This window comes from Helicobacter pylori (genome assembly GCA_008032955.1).
Lineage (GTDB): Bacteria > Campylobacterota > Campylobacteria > Campylobacterales > Helicobacteraceae > Helicobacter > Helicobacter pylori_DC.
Genome location: CP032046.1, coordinates 967,193 through 989,942 on the forward strand (window position 1 = coordinate 967,193; position 22,750 = coordinate 989,942).

Genomic DNA, 22,750 nt, shown 5'->3' on the forward strand with positions numbered 1-22,750 from the left:
AAGGGTTATTGATGCTGGATTTTGATTTGGTTCTTTTTGGCGCGACTGGGGATTTGGCCATGCGAAAGCTATTCATTTCGCTCTATGAAATTTATACCCATTATGGTTTTAAAAACGATTCTAGAATTATCGCATCGGGGCGTAAGGAGCTGTCTAATGAAGAGTTTTTAACGCTCCTTTGTGAAAAGACACAACTGCATTCAAGAGAAAAGGGTAAGGAATTTTTAGCCCATATCAGTTATTTGCGCGTTCGTTTGGATAACCCTAAAGACTTTGAAGAATTGAGTAAAATCGCTACAAAAATAAGCCCTTGATCTTCTACTTTTCTATCTCCCCTAGTTTTTTTGCAACGACCGCTCAAAATTTAGCCCAAAACACGCTCAATCACGCTAACACTCGTTTGATTTTAGAAAAACCCTTAGGGCATAACTTAAAGACTTGTCAAGAGATTTTTCAAAGCATTAGTGCTTTTTTCAAAGAAGAACAAATTTTTAGAATCGATCATTATTTAGGGAAAAAGGGCGTTCAAAACATCCTTGAATTGCGCTTAAATAACCCTATCTTAAACATTTTATGGGATCAAATCAGCGCGGTTGAAATCTGCGTGTATGAGACTTTGGGGGTGGAAGAAAGGGGCGAATTTTACGATAAAATCGGGGCTTTAAGGGATATGGTTCAAAACCATCTCTTGCAAGTTTTATCCCTTATCGCTACAGATTTACCCAACGATTTAAAGGACTTAAGGAAAGAAAAAATCAAAGTTTTAAAAACCTTACAACCCCCCAAAGATTTCAAAAAACAGGTTATTCGGGCCCAATATCAAGGCTATAGGAATGAAAATAAGGTCAATAAAGAGAGCCAGACAGAGACTTTTGTCGCTATTAAAGCCTTTTTGGATACGCCTAAATTTAAAGGCGTGCCTTTCTACCTTAAGCACGCTAAAAAAATGCCCCACAACCAAGCGAGCGTGAAAATCCATTTTAACGCAGTCAATACGCTGGAATTTTTCCTCTCTCAAGATAAAATCACCCTCACCCTAAAAGACAATCAAAACCCCCTTATTTTAGAAACCCACAACAAACAAGAATTTTTACAGCCCTACGCTAAATTGCTCTATGATGCGATACAAAATAACCACAACAATTTCGCTCACCAATTGGAATTAGAAGCGTCATGGGTTTTTATTGACACGCTCATAGAGGGTTTTATCAATAACGCCACGCCCTTATATTCCTATGAAAGCCACAATCTCAACGAATCAGAATTTTTAAAACCACTCTATCAATAAAGGGATTTCATGGGTTATCAATTGTTTGAATTTGAAAATTTAGAAGATTGCCACAGGGCTTTAATAGAGCGTTTTAAAGAATTTTTTAACGCCGCCTTAAAAAAGCATCATCAAGTTTCTATCGCTTTTTCTGGGGGGCGTTCGCCCATTAGCTTGTTGCAAAAATTAAGCGTTTTGGATCTCAAATGGCATGAGTGTTTAATCAGTTTGGTAGATGAACGCATTATAGACACAAGCCACAAGGATAGCAACACTAAATTATTGCATGACTACTTGTTGCAAAATAACGCCTTAAACGCTTCTTTCACCCCGCTTTTGCCCAAAAAGATTTCTGGCGATACAAACGAACTTTTAGATTTTGCTAACCAGCATTTCAAACAGCCCCATTTAGCCATTTTGGGCATGGGGACTGACGGGCATACGGCTAGCCTTTTTCCTGAAACGAGCGCTTTTTTAAACGAAGAAAAAGAAAATATCGTTTTGACTAAGCCCGCTAACGCTCCTTATGAACGCTTAAGCATGTCTATCAACGCCTTAGAAAATTGCGAAAAACTTTTCTTGAGTATTAGCGGAGTAGAAAAAAGGGGGGTTTTAGAAAAGGCTTTAAAAGAAAACGCCCCCTATTCTCTGCCGATTGCTCGGATTTTACATTCTCAAAAAGTTACCACGGAGGTGTTTTATGCCAAAAACTGAAACTTACCCAAGACTATTAGCCGATATTGGCGGCACAAACGCGCGCTTTGGTTTGGAAGTCGCCCCACGACAGATTGAATGCGTTGAAGTCTTGCCATGCGAAGATTTTGAAAGCTTGAGCGATGCGGTGCGGTTTTACCTTTCTAAATGCAAAGAAAGCCTTAAACTGCGCCCTATTTATGGCTCTTTTGCTGTGGCTACGCCCATCATGGGGGATTTTGTCCAAATGACTAACAACCACTGGACTTTTTCTATTGAAACGACACGGCAATGTTTGAATTTAAAAAAACTGCTTGTCATCAATGATTTTGTCGCGCAAGCCTATGCCATTAGCGCGATGCAAGAAAACGATCTAGCCCAAATAGGCGGAATCAAGTGCGAAATCAACGCCCCTAAAGCGATTTTAGGGCCAGGAACGGGGCTTGGGGTAAGCACTCTTATCCAAAATAGCGATGGCTCTTTGAAAGTCTTGCCCGGTGAAGGAGGGCATGTGAGCTTTGCCCCTTTTGATGATTTAGAAATTTTAGTGTGGCAATACGCCCGCTCTAAATTCAACCATGTGAGTGCGGAAAGGTTTTTGAGCGGGAGTGGTTTGGTGCTGATTTATGAAGCCCTGTCTAAACGCAAAGGTTTAGAAAAAGTGGCGAAATTGAGCAAGGCTGAATTAACCCCACAAATCATTAGCGAACGCGCTTTGAATGGGGATTACCCTATATGCCGATTGACCTTGGACACTTTTTGCTCCATGCTTGGCACGCTCGCTGCTGATGTGGCCCTCACTTTGGGGGCTAGAGGGGGCGTGTATTTGTGTGGGGGGATTATCCCACGATTCATTGATTATTTTAAAACTTCGCCCTTTAGAGCGCGTTTTGAAACGAAAGGGCGCATGGGAGCGTTTCTCGCTTCTATCCCTGTGCATGTCGTGATGAAAAAAACTCCCGGACTTGATGGGGCGGGCATTGCGTTAGAGAATTACTTACTGCATGATAAAATATAGCAGCGTTAAGTATAGAAGCGGCTTATACAAGGGGTGTGTTTGAGCACGCCAAACAACGATACCATATAGCCAATAACTATCAAATTAGTTAAACCTATAGAAACATAAGCAAACCATAAAAACGATACAATAACGGTATTTTAATCAAACAAGGAGTTTTAATGAGAGTTCCATCTAAAGGTTTTGCTATTTTTTCTAAAGACGGGCATTTCAAACCCCATGATTTTAGCCGCCATGCTGTAGGCCCTAAAGATGTGCTGATTGACATTCTTTATGCAGGGATTTGCCATAGCGATATTCATAGCGCTTATAGCGAATGGAAAGAAGGCATTTATCCTATGGTTCCTGGGCATGAAATTGTTGGGGTCATCAAAGAAGTGGGTAAGGAAGTTAAGAAATTTAAGGTTGGCGATGTGGTGGGCGTTGGCTGTTTTGTCAATTCATGCAAAACATGTAAGCCCTGTAAAGAACACCAAGAGCAATTTTGCGCCAAAGTGGTATTTACTTATGATTGTTTGGATTATTTCCATGACAATGAACCCCACATGGGCGGATACTCTAATAATATTGTCGTGGATGAAAACTATGTGATTAGCGTGGATAAAAACGCTCCTTTAGAAAAAGTGGCCCCCTTGCTTTGTGCGGGCATCACCACTTATTCGCCCTTAAAATTTTCTAAGGTTACTAAAGGCACAAAAGTTGGTGTCGCTGGGTTTGGCGGGCTAGGAGGCATGGCGGTTAAATACGCTGTGGCTATGGGGGCTGAAGTGAGCGTTTTTGCAAGAAACGATCACAAAAAGCAAGACGCTTTAAATATGGGGGTTAAACATTTCTACACAGACCCTAAACAATGCAAAGAAGAATTGGACTTTATCATTTCAACCATTCCTACCCATTATGATCTAAAAGACTACCTCAAGCTTTTAACTTATAGCGGCGAATTAGCTCTTGTGGGACTCCCCCCTGTAGAAGTCGCCCCAGTGCTTAGCGTTTTTGATTTTATCTATTTAAGCAATCGCAAGGTTTATGGCTCATTGATTGGGGGCATTAAAGAAACCCAAGAAATGATGGATTTTTCTATCAAACACAATATTTACCCTGAAGTGGATTTGATTTTAGGTAAGGATATTGACACGGCTTATCACAACCTAACCCATGGGAAAGCGAAATTCCGCTATGTGATTGACATGAAAAAATCGTTTGATTAAAGGCTTTTTACTCTAGCTCTTTTTTAAGAGCTTGAGTTGGATTAGGATTTTTTTGGCTAGTGCATGGAGTTTTAAAATTTTAAGGGTTTTACTAATAAGGCTCTTGAGTGGTATTGAAATGCAGTATTTGAATAGTCTTCGCCTTGCGTTTTTAGGAATCTCATGAATGTGTAAAAAATAATGTTTTAAAAAGGTCTTGAGTGCGTCATGGGCAATCTGTTCTTCTACTTTCCATAAAGGAAAGTAGTAATGATAAGAGGCAATGCCATGGTAGTAATGCCATTTTTCTCCACCTATCTCCCCACCCCCTGTGATCAAATAAGACCAATCGCTCATAAAAGGGGTTTTAGCCAAAGCGTTCAGCCACAAATCCGCTTTCAAACCAAAAGGATATGTCCAAGGCTTGATTTGAAAATAAGGATGAGAGTCATATTGTATAACGATAGGTTCTCTTAGGGCTTGTTTAATGGTGTTATGATAAATTGCATTGGCCACGCCCTTTAAATGCTCTTCAGAAAGACTATAATAGTGTGGGAAAATGCAATACTCTATTTTTAATGGTGCGATCTTTGATCGACAAAATTCTGTCAATTGCGGTTCTTTATCTATTTTTTGCGCGCGTATGATTTCTAATATTTTTTTACAAAATTGATTTTTTCGCTGGTAAGTTAAGTTGCAATAAAAAAAGCCTTCATACGGGTATATTTTGTCATAAACCCCATAAAAATAATTCTCATCATCTTCTTTAATGTTTAAGAAATCAGCGCTAAATTCATTGCAAAAGATCACATCCACATCGCTCCACACCATTTTAGAATATTTGGGGAATAAATCCGCTAAAAAATACTTCACTAACACCATTTTAGAAAAACGCTTGGTGAAATCCTCATCAAAAGGGTTAGGGATAGTGTCTAAAAAAGGTTCAATATCTTTTATTTCTAAAACAGCAAATTCTTTAAAAGGCTCTGTGATTTGGTTAAGTTTTGCTTTATCTTCTTCATTCAAGCCTACCACTAAAGCGTGTAGGGTGTAACGGATTTTTTTATTAGCCTTAGCGATGCTTTCTAGCAAGGAATAAATGCATGCGCCCGCAGGAATAAGGTAATTCTTATCAAAAGCGAAAGCGATAGGAATATGAAAATCTTGTTCTTTAAATGAATGGCTTGAAGCTGAAGTCATAAAAAATGAAACACCCTTTTTTAATGGCTATTTTATCCAAAAAAAAAAAAACCGAACTTGAAAGGGTTCTGTTTTTTGGTTTTATGCTGTTTTTAAAGCAAATTAATTTAAAAAAGGTTTTAACCCCTTTACTCTAGCCCTTTTTCAAGAGTTTGAGTTGGATTAAGATTTTTTTAACAATCCCATGAAGCCCTAAAACTCTAAGGATCTTACTAACCGCCCTTTTAGCTAACGCTTTAGGCATCAAAAACCCAAAATAAATAAGCTTATTGAAAAATTTTTTCACTAAACCACAAATTAATGCAAAAATCCTTAAATGGATTTTCCTTTCTTTAAACACAACAAAGAAATACGATTTGAAAAACAAATACGGGGTTTTAAAAACAATGTCTTTTGAAGATTTTACTGAAGAAAAATAATGCTGCTCAGCCATTTTTGTGGTGTAAAAGCTCTCATTGGTGTGCATTTTCTTAGTGTAATCGCTCATAAAAGGGGTTTTAGCCAAAGCGTTCAGCCACAAATCCGCTTTCAAACCAAAAGGGTAATCCCAAGGCTTCACCGCCCCCCACCAAGCGTCATAGTGGATAATGGTAGGGTTTTCTCGCGCCTCTAAAATGGTTTTCTTGTAATTCTCGTTTAAATACGCGTTAGAAAAATCTTTAATGGTGTAATAATAAGGGAAAACGCAATACTCAATCCCTAAAGCCTTCATGTTAGGCCAACACCATTTCGTGAAATCCAACTCCCCTTTAGCCTCATTCCCCTTTAAAAGATCATGCATTCTTAAGGTGAAATTCTTCTTGCGCTGGTAATCTAAATTGCAAAACAAAAACCCTTCCATCATGTGGTGCTTTTCAACTTCTAAAACCCCATAAAAATAATTCTCATCATCTTCTTTAATGTTTAAGAAATCAGCGCTAAATTCATTGCAAAAGATCACATCCACATCGCTCCACACCATTTTAGAATATTTGGGGAATAAATCCGCTAAAAAATACTTCACTAACACCATTTTAGAAAAACGCTTGGTGAAATCCTCATCAAAAGGGTTAGGGATAGTGTCTAAAAAAGGTTCAATATCTTTTATTTCTAAAACAGCAAATTCTTTAAAAGGCTCTGTGATTTGGTTAAGTTTTGCTTTATCTTCTTCATTCAAGCCTACCACTAAAGCGTGTAGGGTGTAACGGATTTTTTATTAGCCTTAGCGATGCTTTCTAGCAAGGAATAAATGCATGCGCCCGCAGGAATAAGGTAATTCTTATCAAAAGCGAAAGCGATAGGAATATGAAAATCTTGTTCTTTAAATGAATGGCTTGAAGCTGAAGTCATAAAAAATGAAACACCCTTTTTTAATGGCTATTTTATCCAAAAAAAAAAAAACCGAACTTGAAAGGGTTCTGTTTTTTGGTTTTATGCTGTTTTTAAAGCAAATTAATTTAAAAAAGGTTTTAACCCCTTTACTCTAGCCCTTTTTCAAGAGTTTGAGTTGGATTAAGATTTTTTTAACAATCCCATGAAGCCCTAAAACTCTAAGGATCTTACTAACCGCCCTTTTAGCTAACGCTTTAGGCATCAAAAACCCAAAATAAATAAGCTTATTGAAAAATTTTTTCACTAAACCACAAATTAATGCAAAAATCCTTAAATGGATTTTCCTTTCTTTAAACACAACAAAGAAATACGATTTGAAAAACAAATACGGGGTTTTAAAAACAATGTCTTTTGAAGATTTTACTGAAGAAAAATAATGCTGCTCAGCCATTTTTGTGGTGTAAAAGCTCTCATTGGTGTGCATTTTCTTAGTGTAATCGCTCATAAAAGGGGTTTTAGCCAAAGCGTTCAGCCACAAATCCGCTTTCAAACCAAAAGGGTAATCCCAAGGCTTCACCGCCCCCCACCAAGCGTCATAGTGGATAATGGTAGGGTTTTCTCGCGCCTCTAAAATGGTTTTCTTGTAATTCTCGTTTAAATACGCGTTAGAAAAATCTTTAATGGTGTAATAATAAGGGAAAACGCAATACTCAATCCCTAAAGCCTTCATGTTAGGCCAACACCATTTCGTGAAATCCAACTCCCCTTTAGCCTCATTCCCCTTTAAAAGATCATGCATTCTTAAGGTGAAATTCTTCTTGCGCTGGTAATCTAAATTGCAAAACAAAAACCCTTCCATCATGTGGTGCTTTTCAACTTCTAAAACCCCATAAAAATAATTCTCATCATCTTCTTTAATGTTTAAGAAATCAGCGCTAAATTCATTGCAAAAGATCACATCCACATCGCTCCACACCATTTTAGAATATTTGGGGAATAAATCCGCTAAAAAATACTTCACTAACACCATTTTAGAAAAACGCTTGGTGAAATCCTCATCAAAAGGGTTAGGGATAGTGTCTAAAAAAGGTTCAATATCTTTTATTTCTAAAACAGCAAATTCTTTAAAAGGCTCTGTGATTTGGTTAAGTTTTGCTTTATCTTCTTCATTCAAGCCTACCACTAAAGCGTGTAGGGTGTAACGGATTTTTTTATTAGCCTTAGCGATGCTTTCTAGCAAGGAATAAATGCATGCGCCCGCAGGAATAAGGTAATTCTTATCAAAAGCGAAAGCGATAGGAATATGAAAATCTTGTTCTTTAAATGAATGGCTTGAAGCTGAAGTCATAAAAAATGAAACACCCTTTTTTAATGGCTATTTTATCCAAAAAAAAAAAAACCGAACTTGAAAGGGTTCTGTTTTTTGGTTTTATGCTGTTTTTAAAGCAAATTAATTTAAAATTTTATCTTATTTTTGCCACCATTTTTAAAAGGCGTTGATGAAAGGGGCTGTATTTTAGTTTGATTTTCTTAAAAAAATCTCTTTGCGCGTTGTTAATTTCAAGTTTTTTAATAGTGCCTTTAATGAAAGCGGCTAGTTTTGTCTATGACTTGAAGTTCATGAGCTTTAATTTCAATTTAGTGGCCCCAAATAACAACCCCTATTGGAATAGCCTAACCAAAATGCAAGGGCGTCTCATGCCTCAAATCGGCGTCCAATTAGACAAAAGACAGGCTTTGATGTTTGGGGCGTGGTTCATTCAAAATTTGCACACGCATTATAGCTACTTCCCTTATTCGTGGGGGGTTACCATGTATTACCAATACATAGGGAAAAATTTGAGGTTTTTTTTAGGCATTGTGCCGCGAAGCTATCAAATAGGGCATTACCCTTTAAGCGCTTTTAAAAAACTTTTTTGGTTTATAGACCCTACTTTTAGGGGAGGAGCGTTCCAATTCAAACCAGCTTATGATCCTAACCGCTGGTGGAATGGGTGGTTTGAGGGCGTTGTGGATTGGTATGGGGGGCGTAATTGGAACAACCAGCCCAAAAAGAAAAATTACGATTTTGATCAATTCTTGTATTTTGTTTCTTCAGAATTTCAGTTTCTTAAAGGGTATTTAGGTTTGGGGGGGCAACTTGTCATTTTCCATAACGCCAGCCCTCATAGCATGGGAGATAACTACCCTTATGGCGGGAATTCCTACTTAAAACCAGGCGATGCAACCCCACAATGGCCTAATGGCTACCCCTATTTCAGCCAAAAAGATAACCCACAAGGCGGAGAAATAGGGAAATACTCTAACCCTACCATTTTAGACAGGGTTTATTACCACGCTTATTTAAAAGCGGATTTTAAAAATCTCATGCCTTATATGGATAATATTTTCATGACCTTTGGCACGCAGTCGTCTCAAACCCATTATTGCGTGCGTTATGCTAGCGAGTGTAAAAACGCCCGATTTTATAACAGCTTTGGGGGGGAATTTTACGCTCAAGCGCAATACAAGGGCTTTGGGATTTTTAACAGATACTATTTTTCCAACAAACCCCAAATGCACTTTTATGCCACTTATGGCCAATCCCTTTATACCGGGTTGCCATGGTATAGGGCCCCTAATTTTGACATGATAGGGCTTTATTATGTTTATAAAAATAAATGGGTGAGCGTGCGAGCGGATGCGTTTTTTAACTTTTTAGGTGGGGGCGATGGGTATCATTTGTATGGGAAAGGGGGCAAGTGGATCACCACTTATCAGCAATTCTTAACCCTAACCATAGACACACGAGAGTTAATTGATTTTGTCAAATCTAAAACCTCTAAATAACTATATCTAAAAATTATAGATATAATTGAAATAAGCGACCGGTAAGCGGTGCCATAAAGTAGTCGCACTCAAGCCATCAATAATTTCAGTTCTTTTGTTAGGAATGAAAGGGAATTTCAACCCGAAAGTGATTTCATTGTGTAAAAAGCCAAAACGAAAGCCCACTTTCACAAGCAATTGGAAAAGCGAATTTTCTTTGCCTAAATTTTGAGCGATAACCCCATGCATAGCCCCTCCTGGCATGTAAGTCGCCCCAGCGATACCTAAGCCAAACTCTAACCCTAAAAACATCTTTTGCGAATTGAAAGCGTCCCACAAACCGCTAAATTCTAAACCATAGGTAGAAATATAGGATTTGTGAGAAGAAAAGGTCTGATCATAAAACAACCCGTAACGAAAACCCACATGCTCTACAGCTTGCGTTTTAGCCACAAATTTCCCCCCTAACACCACACCAAAGCCATTGCCGGTCATAAAATACGATTTATCTACAGACTCGGTGCTAAAAGATGTGTTGATCGCGCTAAGTTGATACCCAACCCCTAAATAAAATGTGTTCCTGTCCGCTAATTTAGGTTTTTTTGATTTTTCATCAAGCTCTGCCTCTGTGGCTTGAAGCGATGATAATAATGCCATGCCCATCAATATTTTAACCATTGTTTTATTTGTTTCATTCATAACCCAACTCCTTATGTTATCCTGGCCCACATTTGCCCCATACAGACTAAAATCAAATCGCACCTTAAATAATAACAAAGTTTAAAATAAATATTAGTGATTTTTATTAAGAACGCCTATCTTTTTAGAATAAATAGCCATAAAATAGCCATAATTCTTGTGGGTATGCCCCCATTTTCCTATAAAAATTCCTAAAAAGATATTGTTATAAGACACATTAATAGTTTTTTTTGTATAATCTTAGGCTAAATTCAATTTATCTTATACGATATTAAGGAGACATATTACCATGTTTCAAATTAGATGGCATGCACGAGCGGGTCAAGGTGCTATCACCGGCGCTAAAGGGCTGGCTGATGTGATTTCAAAAACAGGCAAAGAAGTGCAAGCGTTCGCTTCCTATGGTTCAGCTAAAAGGGGGGCTGCTATGATGGCTTATAACCGCATTGATGATGAGCCTATTTTAAACCATGAACGCTTCATGCAGCCTGATTATGTGCTGGTGATTGATCCGGGTTTGGTTTTCATTGAAAATATCTTCGCTAATGAAAAAGAAGACACGACCTATATCATCACCAGCTATCTTAACAAAGAAGAATTGTTTGAAAAAAAACCTGAATTAAAAACCCGTAAGGTGTTTTTAGTGGATTGTTTAAAAATCTCTATGGAAACCTTAAAACGCCCCATCCCTAACACGCCCATGCTAGGGGCGTTAATGAAAGTGTCTGGCATGCTTGAAATCGGGGCTTTTAAAGAAGCTTTTAAGAAAGTTTTGGGCAAAAAACTCACGCAAGAAGTCATTGACGCTAACATGCTCGCTATCCAAAGAGCTTATGAAGAAGTTCAATAACATTAAGGAACAAAGATGAAAGATTGGAATGAATTTGAAATGGGAGCGGTGCTCTTCCCTTTTGAAAAAAACGCGCAAAGCGAAATAGAAAAACACAATGATGAGCGCCATTACACCGAGCAAAGCTACTTCACCACTTCAGTGGCTCATTGGCGCGTGGCTAAGCCTGTGCATAACAATAATATTTGCATCAACTGCTTTAATTGTTGGGTTTATTGCCCAGATGCTGCTATTCTTTCAAGAGAGGGCAAGTTAAAAGGCGTGGATTATTCTCATTGTAAAGGCTGTGGCGTGTGCGTGGATGTCTGCCCCACCAACCCTAAATCGCTATGGATGTTTGAAGAACAAATTGATCCTGCTAGCGCTCTTGCTCAATGGCCACAAAAACAAGAAAAGAAAAAATCGTAAGGAAAAAATATGGCAAGAAGTATTGAATTGCAAGAGATAGAAGTGTGGGATGGCAATACCGCTAGCTCCAACGCTTTAAGACAGGCTCAAATTGATGTCGTCGCAGCCTATCCTATCACCCCATCAACGCCCATTGTGCAAAATTACGGCTCGTTTAAGGATAATGGCTATATTGATGGCGAATTTGTTTTAGTGGAATCTGAACATGCCGCCATGAGCGCATGCGTGGGAGCTGCAGCAGCTGGTGGAAGAGTTAGCACTGCGACTAGCTCTCAAGGTTTGGCGTTAATGGTAGAGGTTTTATACCAGGCTTCTGGCATGCGTTTGCCTATCGTTTTGAATTTAGTCAATCGCGCTTTAGCAGCCCCTTTGAATATCCATGGCGATCATTCTGATATGTATTTAAGCAGGGATTCTGGCTGGATAAGTTTATGCACATGCAACCCCCAAGAAGCTTATGATTTCACTTTAATGGCGTTTAGAATCGCAGAGCATCAAAAGGTGCGCGTGCCCACTATTGTCAATCAAGATGGCTTTTTATGCTCGCACACCGTGCAAAATGTCCGCCCTTTGAGCGATGCAGTGGCTTACCAATTCGTAGGCGAATACCAAACCAAGCATTCCCTTTTGGATTTTGATAAGCCGGTAAGCTATGGCGCACAAGCTGAAGAAGAATGGCATTATGAGCATAAAGCCCAACTCCACCATGCGATCATGAGTGCGTCTTCTGTGATTGAAGAAGTGTTTAATGATTTCGCTAAACTCACAGGCAGGCAATACCATTTGACTAAAACTTTCCAGCTAGAAGACGCTGAAATCGCTATCTTTGCGTTAGGCACTACTTATGAATCCGCGATCGTAGCGGCTAAAGAAATGCGTAAAAAAGGCATTAAGGCTGGCGTAGCCACTATCCATTCCTTACGCCCCTTCCCCTATGAAAAATTGGGGCAGGATTTGAAAAACCTTAAAGCTTTAGCGATTTTAGACAAGAGCTCTCCAGCGGGCGCTATGGGGGCGATGTTTAATGAAGTAACGAGCGCGGTGTATCAAACGCAAGGGACTAAACACCCCGTGGTGTCTAACTACATTTATGGTTTAGGCGAAAGGGACATGACGATCGCGCATTTATGCGAGATTTTTGAAGAAATCAATGAAGACGCTCTTAAAGGCACGCTCACGCACCCTACCCAACAATTCGTAGGCTTGCACGGCCCTAAAATGAGCTTTTTTTAAAAAGGAAATATCATGGTAAAAGAAGTCAAAACACTCAAAGGTTTTAGCCAAAGCGCTGAAAAATTCCAAGGCTCGCACTTGCTTTGTCCGGGTTGTGGGCATGGCATTATTGTGCGCGAAGTTTTAAACGCTGTAGATGGGCCTATTGTTTTAGGCAATTCTACCGGTTGTTTAGAGGTATGCTCGGCGGTGTATCCGCACACTTCATGGGATGTGCCTTGGATTCATATTGGCTTTGAAAATGGCTCTACGGCGATTTCAGGGGTGGAAGCGATGTATAAAGCGCTAGTGAATAAGGGCCGCTATCAAGGTCAAAAACCAAAATTTGTGGCGTTTGGAGGCGATGGGGCTAGTTATGATATTGGTTTTCAATTCATCAGCGGTTGCATGGAAAGAGGGCATGACATGACTTACATTTGCTTGGATAATGAAAACTACGCCAATACCGGCGGTCAAAGAAGCGGATCTACGCCATTAGGGGCTAGCACTTCTACCACGCCATCAGGATCGGTTAGCTTTGGTAAAAAAGAAAAGAAAAAAGACATCGTCAATATCATGGCAAGCCATGGAGTCCCTTATGTGGCACAGCTCTCCCCTAACAAATGGAAAGACATGAACAAAAAGATTAAAACTGCGCTAGACACTGAAGGGCCTTGCTTCATCAACGCTCTTAGCCCATGCACGACTGAATGGAAATTTGAATCCAATAAAACCATTGAATTAGCGGATATGGCTGTGGATAGCTTGATGTTCCCCTTGTTTGAAGTCTTTAATGGTAGGGAATTGAAAATCACTTACCGCCCAAGAAATATCATTCCTGTAAGGGATTATTTAGCGGCTCAAAAGCGTTTCAAACACCTTTTCAAAAAGGAAAACGAACACATCATTGAAGAATTGCAAAAAGATGTGAATGAGCGTTGGGAATACTTGCAACGCAGAGAAGAAGCTAAAGTATAACTCTTAATTTGAAATCAAGGGGCTTTCTTACGCCTTGTGCGATTTCCCCCTTGATTCTTTAAACCCCTTTAAAGTAACATGATCCCATTTTGATTTAAGGATTGTCGGTGTTAGAACGCTATGCGAATGAAGAAATGAAAGCCCTATGGAATGAGCAAACCAAATTTGAAACTTATTTGGAAGTGGAAAAAGCTGTCGTTAGGGCGTGGAACAAGCTTGGGCAAATCCAAGATAGCGATTGTGAAAAAATCTGCTTAAAAGCGGCATTCAACCTTGAACGCATCAAAGAAATTGAAAAAACCACTAAGCATGATTTAATCGCTTTCACTACTTGCGTGGCTGAAAGCTTGGGCGAAGAGTCCCGCTTTTTTCATTATGGGATCACTTCTAGCGATTGCATTGATACGGCTATGGCGTTATTGATGACCAAAAGCTTAAAACTCATTCAAAAAGGCGTTAAAAACCTCTATGAAACCCTTAAAAACAGGGCTTTAGAGCATCAAGACACGCTAATGGTGGGCAGAAGCCATGGGGTGTTTGGCGAACCCATCACCTTTGGTCTAGTTTTAGCTCTTTTTGCTGATGAAATCAAACGGCATTTAAAAGCCCTGGATTTAACGATGGAATTTATCAGCGTGGGAGCGATCAGTGGGGCTATGGGGAATTTCGCGCACGCCCCTTTAGAATTAGAAGAATTAGCGTGCGAATTTTTAGGCTTAAAAACCGCCAATATCAGCAATCAAGTCATTCAAAGAGACCGCTACGCCAGGCTTGCATGCGATCTGGCTCTTTTGGCGAGCAGTTGTGAAAAAATCGCTGTCAATATCCGCCATTTGCAACGCAGTGAAGTCTATGAAGTGGAAGAAGCTTTTTCAACAGGGCAAAAGGGAAGCTCTGCGATGCCTCATAAAAGAAACCCCATATTGAGCGAGAATATCACCGGGCTTTGCAGGGTGATTCGCTCTTTTACGACCCCTATGCTAGAAAATGTCGCCTTATGGCATGAAAGGGACATGAGCCATAGCTCTGTGGAGCGTTTTGCCTTGCCTGATCTGTTTATCACTAGCGATTTTATGCTCAGCCGTTTGAATAGCGTGATTGGAAATTTGGTGGTTTATCCTAAAAACATGCTTAAAAATTTAGCTTTGAGTGGGGGGCTAGTCTTTTCGCAACGGGTGTTATTGGAATTGCCTAAAAAAGGTTTGAGCAGAGAAGAAAGCTATTCTATCGTGCAAGAAAATGCGATGAAAATATGGGAGGTTTTGCAACAAGGCGCTTTTAAAAACGCTGATGAAAATTTGTTTTTAAACGCCCTACTCAATGATGAACGCTTGAAAAAATATTTGAGCGAGGACGAAATCAAAGCATGTTTTGATTACAGCTATTACACTAAAAATGTGGGAGCGATTTTTAAAAGGGTGTTTGAATAAGGCGCGTTTTTACAAAAACAAAACTATAAAATAAGCGGTAAAAATTGAAGTTTTAAGGGGTTTTTTGAAACGAGCGTTATACTTAGTTTTAGGGCTTTCTTATGCCTTGCATGCGGATAGTTTTAAAGATGTTTTGACTAAAGGGGATTACACTTTTTTTAATAAAAAGGTGGTTTCGCCCATTAAACGCTATGCGGATAGATCGGCGTTTTATCTGGGGCTTGGGTATCAGTTGGGGAGCATTCAGCACAACTACAGCAACTTGAATTTATCCCAACGATTCAATAAAAGTCAGATTATTTTCAGCGATAGTCTAAGCCCTGTTTTTAAAAATTCGTATGTGTCTAATGGCCTTGGCGTTCAAGTGGGCTATAAGTGGGTGGGTAAGCATGAAGAGACGAAGTGGTTTGGATTTAGGTGGGGGCTGTTTTATGATTTGAGCGCTTCTCTTTATAGCTCTCAAGAATCGCAATCTATCATCATTTCCACTTATGGCACTTATATGGATTTATTGCTTAACGCCTATAATGGGGATAAGTTTTTTGCCGGGTTCAATCTGGGGATCGCTTTTGCTGGAGTGTATGATAAATTGAGCGATGCGTTATTGTATCAAGTGCTTCTTTTAGACACTTTTGGCGGGAAAGTGAATTTAAACGGCTTCCAGTTTTTGGTGGATTTAGGGGTTCGTTTGGGGAATAAGCGCAACCAATTTGGCTTTGGGATTAAAGTCCCTACTTATTATTTTAACCATTATTATTCCATGAATAACATTAGCAATAATAGTGGAGATGTCCTAAAGGTTTTACGATTTTTAGAATACGGGATCAACAGCTTATTATACCAAGTTGATTTCAGGCGCAATTACTCGGTTTATTTCAACTACACTTATAGTTTTTAAGCGATAGCGTTTAAAGCGTTCTTAATTGAGCGATTTCGTCTCTCAAACGCATCGCTTCTTCAAAATCCAAATTTTTCGCGCATTCTCGCATTTTTTTATCCAATTCTTTAATGATTTTTTCCCTTTCACTTTTAGGCATTTTGTCCTTTTTTAAGGCTTTAGCGATTTTAATCTCATCGTCTCTTAATTTCAATTCCTCTTCTAAAGCACGAGTAACGGTTTTAGGGGTGATGTTATGGATTTTATTGAACTCTTCTTGCTTGGTGCGTCTGTAACTCGTGATCTCAAAGGCTTTTTGCATGCTTTGAGTGATCTTTTTAGCGTATAGTAAAACCTTGCCGTTAGCGTTTCTAGCGGCTCGCCCCATGGTTTGAATGAGGCTTGTTTCGCTCCTTAAAAACCCCTCTTTATCCGCATCCATGATCGCTACTAAAGAGACTTCAGGCAAATCCAACCCCTCTCTTAAAAGATTGATCCCTATTAAAATGTCAAATTCTTTAAGCCTTAAAGAGCGGATAATGTGATTCCTTTCAATCGCATCAATTTCACTATGCATGTAACGCACTTTCAAGCCCCATTCAGCATAATATTTACACAATTCTTCTGCCATTTTTTTAGTGAGCGTGGTGATGAGCACCCTTTCACCTCTAGCCACCACTGACTTGATTTCATCAAATAAATCCTGGACTTGCTTATCGCTGTCTCGCACTTCAAATTTGGGGTCTAAAAGCCCTGTAGGGCGAATGATTTGCTCAGCGACATTCTTTTGAGAAAGCTCTAATTCTAGTTTATTGGGCGTAGCGGACACAAAAAGGAATTGGCAATTTTTATGGATAAATTCATCAAATTTTAAAGGGCGGTTGTCCAAAGCGCTAGGCAATCTAAAACCATATTCCACTAAAACGCTTTTCCTGCTCATATCCCCTGCATACATCCCCCCAAACTGCGGCAAACTCACATGGCTTTCATCTACAATGACTAAAAACTCCCGCTCAAAAATCCCTAAATAATCAAACAAACAAAAGGGCGTTTCATTGGGGGCTTTGCCTGTAAAATGGCGCGCGTAATTTTCAATGCCCTTACACACACCGGTCGCGCTAATCATTTCTAAATCATGCTCGGTGCGTTGTTTGAGGCGGTTGTATTCAAGCATTTTATCCTGCTCTTTAAAAAATTTCAATCTTAAAGCGAGTTCATCTTCAATGCTTTTAATGGCTAAATTCAACCTCTCACTCCCTACGGCAAACTGACTGGCCGCATAAAGCATGACAGAATCCAAGCGCTTGATTTCATTTCTTTCTAAAGCGTCAAAGACAGCAATCCTTTCTATCTCATCGCCAAAAAATTCAATCCTGATAAATTCAGCGTCATTATAAGCGGGGAAAATATCCACGCATTCCCCAGTCGCTCTAAAGCTCCCCCTATCAAACACCACTTCATTACGGCTATAACCCATTTCCACTAGCTTTAACAAAAAGCCCTTGTAAGCGCGCTTCTCGCCCACTTTGATTTTTTCCATGACTTTTAGATATTCTTCAGGGTTACCCAAACCATAATTAGCCGAAACGCTCGCTATCACAATCACATCGTCATAACCTAAAAGCGAGGTGGTTGTGCTCAATCTTAAACGCTCCAAGTCATCGTTAATAGAGCTGTCTTTTTCAATGAATAAATCCCTTCTAGGGATATAGCTCTCAGGCTGGTAGTAATCAAAGTGGGAGATAAAATACTCCACCCTATTATGCGGGAAAAACGCCTTAAACTCGCTATAGAGCTGCGCGCATAAAGTCTTATTATGGCTCATGATCAAAGTGGGTTTATTGGTTTGAGCGATGACATTAGCCATCGTGTAAGTCTTACCGCTCCCTGTAACCCCCACTAGAGTTTGATAATGGTTGTTATTTTTCAAGCTTTTCGTTAAAGCTTCTATGGCTTGGGGCTGATCGCCTGCTGGTGGGTAAGGGCTTTTTAAATCAAATAAAGGCATCTTTAAAACTCGCATTTTTTAGGGGTATTATAGTGGTTTTTAACACGCCTTATTCAATCTCAAAAAAATCAATGTTTTGATAATGATCGTGTTTTTCGCTTCGGTGATCTCGCTTGTGGCTTGTTGCTTTTGTTGCGTGATGTTGTTTAAAACTTCTTGCTTATTGGTGTTTATTTCATTGTTAGCGTTCGTTTTAGCTTCGTTAATGTTAGTTATCGCTTGCGTTTTGTTGGTATTGATTTCATTGTTAGCGATCGTTTTAGCTTGGTTTATTGCTTCAAGGCTTTCGGTTTTGTTCGTGTTAATTTGATTTGTAGCGCTATCTCTAGCCTGGTTTAAAAAGATTTGATAACTCGTTAAAAGCTTTGTAGTGGTTTCTATGATTTGATTTTCTAGCTTTTTAATCTCGCTTTTGATGTTTTCAGTATTAGCGTTTAAGGTAGCCGTTACTTCTTGCTCGTTGGCTCGCATGCTCGTATTAAACTCGCTAAAAAAGCCCTCGTATTCTTTCATTTTGTTTTTTAAGCTCTCGCCGGCGTTACTCAGCCATTCAATAGAGTTTCTCAAACTGCTATCAATTTCGTTCGTATTCTTGAAAAAATCCAAACTCAAAAGCACCTCTAAAATCCTAACGATCCCTTTAAGGCTTAATTCCACTTGATCAGTAAAAAGACTATTAGAATTTAAAGCGTTTTGTAGTTGCTTTAAAAGCTCGTTAGTGATTTCTTTCACTTCAGGCTGCTCGGTGATTTCTAAAGCGCTATTAGGCAAATTAGGGTAATTGATCATTTTATTCCTTTTTTAATCGTGTTTGTGGTAGGATTAGGTTCTGTGAGTTTAGGGGTTCCCAAACCTACCCCTTGTAATTGAGCCATAAGGAGGATCGGTGGCTCACCCTCACTATTATAAATTTCATAACTGCTTATCACCCACTTATTCTCTAGCTTTTGATTATCCCACTTATCATTAAGTCCTACTCGCATGCCGTTGTATTCAATAGCCATTCTGCCGTTATTATCAACCTTAACGCCTTTCTCTATAACTTCCGGTATCGTTTTAGCTATATTTAGGGCGTATTCTTTGGCTTGTTGTTCGTTTAATCCTTGGTTTTTGGCTTGTTTCTCTCGGCGTTTCAAAATGTGTTCTAACCCGTAATCTTTATTACCCCAAACTAAATCAATATCCCCTAAACCTTCCTTATAAAACGCTCCCGCTACAAAACCTTTTTTAGTTTCTAATAGCTTGCTAATCGCTCCTAAGCCATCGCCCTTAAACTCGCTATAATTGTGTCCCCACTCGCTAGGCGTTTCAAGTTTTTGTTTTTTAATCCCTTTCTCGCTCTCTTTTTGCATGTCCTTTATAGCTTCTATCAAGCGCTTTAAGGTAGGGTTATTTTCGTTCGATTCTCTATTGACCATTAAAAGGTAATGTGCAAAGTCGTAAATATCAATATCTTTAAACTCTTTACTATCAGGGTTAAACATGTCCTTAGTAACGTCTGCGATCTTAAATTCTTTCAAGCCTTTTTTAATGTTATCGCTTCTTAAGGCTTCAAATAACGCTTTGCTCGGATCATCAAACCTCGCGAACCTGGCGATCGCACCTCCTAAAATCTCGCTGATGTCGCTTGTGCTTTGTTCGCTCTTTTCAAACATCTCTAAAGAACTCGTTTTATAGAATTTCTCGCTCAAATCTTTCAGGCTTTCGCTCGTGCTTTGGTAATTCTTTAAATTAGCAAAACTGCGATCCATGATATCGCTTAGATAAGCGTTTAAACTCACCTTAGGAAAATTCATGTCATGGATTAGATTGTGAAAACTCCCAGCGTTATCTACAAACATTTTTTTAACCTTTTCATAGCTTTTAATGTCGTTAGAAAATTCTTTCTGCCAACGGTTTAATAATTCTATCCCTTGCGTTTTGGTCCTTGGCATGTTATACATAAGCAACGCTAAATTACTATCTCCCACATTAGGATGAGTGGCTTTGTCAAAATTAAGGTTTTTAGCAACGATATTTTTTAACGAATAAATGCTATCAGCGTCTAATTTGTTGTCTAATTCTTTTAATTTCGCTTCATAGTGGCTTAAAACCACTATCGCATGATCGCTTTCGCTGTTGAATCTTCCTTGATTAGATGAAGCCGCTAAATTGTTGATCTCGGTATTATTTAGTCGGTTGTGTGGCACTCTCACTAACAATTCGTCAGGCTTTAAGTCTATGTGATAGTATTCCTGGATCGCTTTGTGGTAAATGTAACGGCTTTTAGGCGTGAAGTTTAGCATGCCTTGGACTCTGTGGTTCCCTGCGATCACTTGTCCGTCATGTAGAATGATCGGTAAATCTTCAAACCCTCCGCTCCCAAATATCTTTTTAGGATCAAAATTTTCAGCAATGCTTTTAATCTGTTCTTCGTTCATGTCGGTGCGTTTTTGCGTCCCGCCTGTACTAAAACTTGGTTTTAAATCTTTGGCTTTGACGATCGCATAGTCCAGATCGTAAATCTCTCGTTCGTTTAGCCTTACTCTACTTTTGGGGATCTGCACTTGGATTTCTGTAGGGATATCCTCTCCTACTTCTATTTTAGTCTGGCTTTCAATGTTGCCTGCATTGCCTCGCTCGTGTTCTAATTTCTTTTTTAACGCTTCTTTACGCTTATTTTCTTGATCTTTAGCTTTTAAAAATTCCTGTTCGCTTTGTTCTTGCTCTCTTTGTAACTTGGCAAGCTTTTCGGCTTCTGCTTGTTCTAGTGGGCTTAATTTTGTAGCGTCTTTGGTGGTTTCGTTTAAATTTTCGCTTGTTTTTAATAAATCCTCTTGATCTGTTAGCGGTTTTTGGGTAGGATTAGGTTCTACGGAGTTTAAGGGCAGAATCTCGCTCTTTGTGATTAGTGGAGATGTATATAAACTTTCACTATTCTCCAACTTCTCATATCCTGTTATAATCCAATGATTAGGTAATTTTTCTCCTTTCCAATTATCTTTTAAACCTACTCTTATATTTTGGTATTCAATAGCTACTCTTCCGTTTCGTTCAACCTTAATGCCTTTGTCAATAACTTCCGGTATCGTTTTAATCACGCTTAAGGCGTATTCTTTAGCTTCTGTTTCGTTTAGTCCATTGTTAAGCGCTTGCTCTTCTCGGCGTTTTAAGATGTGCTCTAACCCGTAATCTTTATTCCCCCAAACAAAATCAATCCCTCCTAAATCATCCCTATAAGCTGCGCCTGCGACTTGCCCGTTTTTCTCTTGTAATAATTTCTCTAACGCTTCCTTAGGCTTTAAGGCAAACTCGGGGTAATTAGTGCCAAACTCTTTGAGTGGGGTTATAGCGTGTTGTAAATCGCTCGCTTTCTTGCTTAACTCTTCGCTGGCTTGTTTGACGCCGTTAGTAAGCTCTTCAATGATTTTAAGCGTGTTGTTAGTGAATTGTGAGTTTTTAGCGCTTAGTTCTAACTGCTTAGTGAAATCACTTATACTGTGGCTTCTTTCTAGCGCTCTTTTAATGTGATACTTTAAGGCGGCTCCTGCGGTGGCTTCGTTTAGGGCTTTGGGTAATTTAATCCCTAAAATGCGATCGGGCGCGTTTCTATATAGCGTTCCTAATGTGAATTTAGTCCATTGGTATTTTAACGCTCCGCTTAGAGTGGTGGCTAAACCTTGGCTTAAATTTTTAGTAGTGGCTGGCTTTAGGCTTTCGGCGATCTTAGCGTCGTTTTTAAAAAGCTTATGAAAACCGCTCGCTATTGTTTGGAGTTTGTAATTTTAGGGATTTGTTAAGACAAGGGGAATATTTAGGCGAGACAAACAAAGCAAAGTTATAGCAAGCAATGTTTTTTGGCTAAAGTTTTTAATATAAAGCCGCTTAGTCATGAAAAATGCAATATCTTTAATCTATCGCTTCAAATCAATTGTTCAAAAAACACGCTACTTAGCATCAAATAAAAAATCCTTGAATCAAGCCCAAGTTTGAGAATTATCGGCTTGAAGTATTCTTTTTCTTACAATTTTTATCAATGTCAAAATCGCATGCTTTTTGCATGTATTCTTCAGCTTTTTGTTTATCTTTTTCCACGCCTAACCCATACCGATAAGACTCTGATAACCCTTCATAAGCCCTAGAAGAACTCATATCAGCCGCCATTTTATAATAGACAATAGCCTTATCTTTGTCTGGCTCAATACCCAATTGATCATTCCCACTATAATAAATATCCCCTAAAAGGATATAAGCTTCTACATTACCCTTATGCATCGCTTTTCTAAAGCACTCTGTCGCTTTCGCATAGTTGCTTGGAACGCCCCTACCCTCCATATACATGATGCCTAAGTTTATATAGGCGTTAGTATAGCCTTTCTCTGTAGCTATTCTAAAATACTCCACGGCTTTCTTTTCATCTTTAGGAACGCCCCTACCCTCTTTATACATCACGCCTAAATTGTTATACCCTCTAGGTATATCATTATCAACCGCTTTTTGAAAATATTCAGCCGCTTTCTTGTAATCTTTAGGCACACCCCTACCATTTTCATACATGATCCCTAAAAGAACATAAGCAAGCGGCTCGCCATTTTTAATAGCGCTCTTATAAAAAGAAGCCGCTCGCTCGTATTCCTTATTATTATAGGCTTCCTCCCCTTTATAAATATAATTCCTTTTTTGTTCAAGGTGTTCTGCACCAAGAGTGCTAAATAAACATAAACTTGCCAAACAAATCTTCAAAGCTAATTTGCTTGCGTATCCCATTGTTACTCCTCTGCTTTAATAAGATCAAACATAATGTCAATAGCTACCAATCTCAAAA

The 22,750-nt window shown here is 39.1% G+C and carries 18 protein-coding genes and 2 pseudogenes; 12 read left to right on the top strand and 8 right to left on the bottom strand.

Features of this window, described 5'->3' with window-relative positions:
• The first annotated feature begins 11 nt into the window (after positions 1 to 11).
• From D2C72_04675 to D2C72_04690, 4 genes and pseudogenes are all read left to right on the top strand, one after another.
• Positions 12 to 1,288, top strand: a pseudogene (locus D2C72_04675) (glucose-6-phosphate dehydrogenase).
• A 9-nt stretch (positions 1,289 to 1,297) separates the two neighbouring features.
• Entirely contained in the window at positions 1,298 to 1,981 is a 684-nt protein-coding gene (gene pgl / locus D2C72_04680) for a 6-phosphogluconolactonase (protein ID QEF43602.1), read from the top strand.
• Positions 1,968 to 2,978: a glucokinase gene (locus D2C72_04685; protein QEF43603.1), complete on the top strand. Its 1,011-nt coding sequence runs from the start codon at positions 1,968 to 1,970 to the stop codon at positions 2,976 to 2,978. Before pgl ends, D2C72_04685 begins: the two co-directional genes overlap by 14 nt.
• Positions 2,979 to 3,139: 161 nt before the next feature.
• Positions 3,140 to 4,186 carry an NAD(P)-dependent alcohol dehydrogenase gene (locus tag D2C72_04690; GenBank protein QEF43604.1) on the top strand — a complete coding sequence of 349 codons (1,047 nt, stop codon included), beginning with the start codon at positions 3,140 to 3,142 and terminating at the stop codon, positions 4,184 to 4,186.
• Positions 4,187 to 4,198: 12 nt separating this feature from the next.
• On the opposite strand, the gene D2C72_04695 is transcribed toward D2C72_04690, so the two are convergent.
• The 3 genes and pseudogenes from D2C72_04695 to D2C72_04705 form a co-directional block, all read right to left on the bottom strand.
• Positions 4,199 to 5,365: a glycosyltransferase family 8 protein gene (locus D2C72_04695; GenBank protein QEF43605.1), complete on the bottom strand. Its 1,167-nt coding sequence runs from the start codon at positions 5,363 to 5,365 to the stop codon at positions 4,199 to 4,201.
• Between the two features lie 133 nt (positions 5,366 to 5,498).
• A pseudogene (locus D2C72_04700) lies at positions 5,499 to 6,694 on the bottom strand (glycosyltransferase family 8 protein).
• 133 nt (positions 6,695 to 6,827) lie between these two features.
• Positions 6,828 to 8,024 carry a glycosyltransferase family 8 protein gene (locus D2C72_04705; protein ID QEF43606.1) on the bottom strand — a complete coding sequence of 399 codons (1,197 nt, stop codon included), beginning with the start codon at positions 8,022 to 8,024 and terminating at the stop codon, positions 6,828 to 6,830.
• Between the two features lie 173 nt (positions 8,025 to 8,197).
• On the opposite strand from D2C72_04705, the gene D2C72_04710 reads away from it, so the two are divergent.
• The gene (locus D2C72_04710; protein QEF43607.1) at positions 8,198 to 9,505 is read left to right on the top strand and encodes a hypothetical protein; all 1,308 of its coding nucleotides are present in this window, start codon (positions 8,198 to 8,200) and stop codon (positions 9,503 to 9,505) included.
• 6 nt (positions 9,506 to 9,511) lie between these two features.
• On the opposite strand, the gene D2C72_04715 is transcribed toward D2C72_04710, so the two are convergent.
• On the bottom strand, positions 9,512 to 10,183 hold the full coding sequence (locus tag D2C72_04715) for an outer membrane protein (protein ID QEF43608.1): 672 nt from the start codon (positions 10,181 to 10,183) through the stop codon (positions 9,512 to 9,514).
• Positions 10,184 to 10,472: 289 nt separating this feature from the next.
• On the opposite strand from D2C72_04715, the gene D2C72_04720 reads away from it, so the two are divergent.
• The 6 genes from D2C72_04720 (at position 10,473) to D2C72_04745 (ending at position 15,959) form a co-directional block, all read left to right on the top strand.
• A complete protein-coding gene (locus D2C72_04720) occupies positions 10,473 to 11,033 on the top strand; it encodes a pyruvate flavodoxin oxidoreductase subunit gamma (protein QEF43609.1) in 561 nt (186 codons plus the stop codon).
• Positions 11,034 to 11,048: 15 nt separating this feature from the next.
• Positions 11,049 to 11,441 carry a 4Fe-4S dicluster domain-containing protein gene (locus D2C72_04725; GenBank protein ID QEF43610.1) on the top strand — a complete coding sequence of 131 codons (393 nt, stop codon included), beginning with the start codon at positions 11,049 to 11,051 and terminating at the stop codon, positions 11,439 to 11,441.
• Between the two features lie 9 nt (positions 11,442 to 11,450).
• Positions 11,451 to 12,674, top strand: coding sequence for a 2-oxoacid:ferredoxin oxidoreductase subunit alpha (locus D2C72_04730; protein QEF43611.1), 1,224 nt, complete (start codon positions 11,451 to 11,453; stop codon positions 12,672 to 12,674).
• 12 nt (positions 12,675 to 12,686) lie between these two features.
• Positions 12,687 to 13,631: a pyruvate ferredoxin oxidoreductase gene (locus D2C72_04735; protein ID QEF43612.1), complete on the top strand. Its 945-nt coding sequence runs from the start codon at positions 12,687 to 12,689 to the stop codon at positions 13,629 to 13,631.
• A 107-nt stretch (positions 13,632 to 13,738) separates the two neighbouring features.
• Positions 13,739 to 15,061 carry an adenylosuccinate lyase gene (locus D2C72_04740; protein QEF43613.1) on the top strand — a complete coding sequence of 441 codons (1,323 nt, stop codon included), beginning with the start codon at positions 13,739 to 13,741 and terminating at the stop codon, positions 15,059 to 15,061.
• Between the two features lie 64 nt (positions 15,062 to 15,125).
• Positions 15,126 to 15,959 (top strand): outer membrane protein, encoded by an 834-nt coding sequence (locus D2C72_04745; GenBank protein ID QEF43614.1) that lies wholly within the window; start codon positions 15,126 to 15,128, stop codon positions 15,957 to 15,959.
• A gap of 10 nt (positions 15,960 to 15,969) precedes the next feature.
• Here the strand turns inward: D2C72_04745 and uvrB are convergent, their stop codons facing one another.
• The 3 genes from uvrB to D2C72_04760 are packed head-to-tail and all read right to left on the bottom strand — an operon-like array spanning position 15,970 to position 21,509.
• On the bottom strand, positions 15,970 to 17,946 hold the full coding sequence (gene uvrB / locus D2C72_04750) for an excinuclease ABC subunit B (GenBank protein QEF44189.1): 1,977 nt from the start codon (positions 17,944 to 17,946) through the stop codon (positions 15,970 to 15,972).
• Positions 17,947 to 17,985: 39 nt separating this feature from the next.
• The gene (locus D2C72_04755) at positions 17,986 to 18,735 is read right to left on the bottom strand and encodes a hypothetical protein (GenBank protein ID QEF43615.1); all 750 of its coding nucleotides are present in this window, start codon (positions 18,733 to 18,735) and stop codon (positions 17,986 to 17,988) included.
• On the bottom strand, positions 18,732 to 21,509 hold the full coding sequence (locus tag D2C72_04760) for a DUF3519 domain-containing protein (GenBank protein QEF43616.1): 2,778 nt from the start codon (positions 21,507 to 21,509) through the stop codon (positions 18,732 to 18,734). The genes D2C72_04755 and D2C72_04760 overlap by 4 nt, the downstream gene beginning before the upstream one ends.
• On the opposite strand from D2C72_04760, the gene D2C72_04765 reads away from it, so the two are divergent.
• Positions 21,478 to 21,678 carry a hypothetical protein gene (locus D2C72_04765; GenBank protein ID QEF43617.1) on the top strand — a complete coding sequence of 67 codons (201 nt, stop codon included), beginning with the start codon at positions 21,478 to 21,480 and terminating at the stop codon, positions 21,676 to 21,678. The two genes, D2C72_04760 and D2C72_04765, sit on opposite strands and share 32 nt — an antisense overlap.
• Before the next feature lie 243 nt (positions 21,679 to 21,921).
• On the opposite strand, the gene D2C72_04770 is transcribed toward D2C72_04765, so the two are convergent.
• The gene (locus D2C72_04770) at positions 21,922 to 22,692 is read right to left on the bottom strand and encodes an HP1117 family Sel1-like repeat protein (protein ID QEF43618.1); all 771 of its coding nucleotides are present in this window, start codon (positions 22,690 to 22,692) and stop codon (positions 21,922 to 21,924) included.
• Positions 22,693 to 22,750: the final 58 nt, after the last annotated feature.

Excerpts from the sequence above, each read along its gene's own strand:
- pgl (QEF43602.1), top strand. The coding sequence starts at position 1,298 with ATGGGTTATCAATTGTTTGAATTTGAAAATTTAGAAGATTGCCACAGG.
- D2C72_04685 (QEF43603.1), top strand. The coding sequence starts at position 1,968 with ATGCCAAAAACTGAAACTTACCCAAGACTATTAGCCGATATTGGCGGC.
- D2C72_04690 (QEF43604.1), top strand. The coding sequence starts at position 3,140 with ATGAGAGTTCCATCTAAAGGTTTTGCTATTTTTTCTAAAGACGGGCAT.
- D2C72_04695 (QEF43605.1), bottom strand. The coding sequence starts at position 5,365 with ATGACTTCAGCTTCAAGCCATTCATTTAAAGAACAAGATTTTCATATT.
- D2C72_04705 (QEF43606.1), bottom strand. The coding sequence starts at position 8,024 with ATGACTTCAGCTTCAAGCCATTCATTTAAAGAACAAGATTTTCATATT.
- D2C72_04715 (QEF43608.1), bottom strand. The coding sequence starts at position 10,183 with ATGAATGAAACAAATAAAACAATGGTTAAAATATTGATGGGCATGGCA.
- D2C72_04720 (QEF43609.1), top strand. The coding sequence starts at position 10,473 with ATGTTTCAAATTAGATGGCATGCACGAGCGGGTCAAGGTGCTATCACC.
- D2C72_04725 (QEF43610.1), top strand. The coding sequence starts at position 11,049 with ATGAAAGATTGGAATGAATTTGAAATGGGAGCGGTGCTCTTCCCTTTT.
- D2C72_04730 (QEF43611.1), top strand. The coding sequence starts at position 11,451 with ATGGCAAGAAGTATTGAATTGCAAGAGATAGAAGTGTGGGATGGCAAT.
- D2C72_04735 (QEF43612.1), top strand. The coding sequence starts at position 12,687 with ATGGTAAAAGAAGTCAAAACACTCAAAGGTTTTAGCCAAAGCGCTGAA.
- uvrB (QEF44189.1), bottom strand. The coding sequence starts at position 17,946 with ATGCCTTTATTTGATTTAAAAAGCCCTTACCCACCAGCAGGCGATCAG.
- D2C72_04755 (QEF43615.1), bottom strand. The coding sequence starts at position 18,735 with ATGATCAATTACCCTAATTTGCCTAATAGCGCTTTAGAAATCACCGAG.
- D2C72_04770 (QEF43618.1), bottom strand. The coding sequence starts at position 22,692 with ATGGGATACGCAAGCAAATTAGCTTTGAAGATTTGTTTGGCAAGTTTA.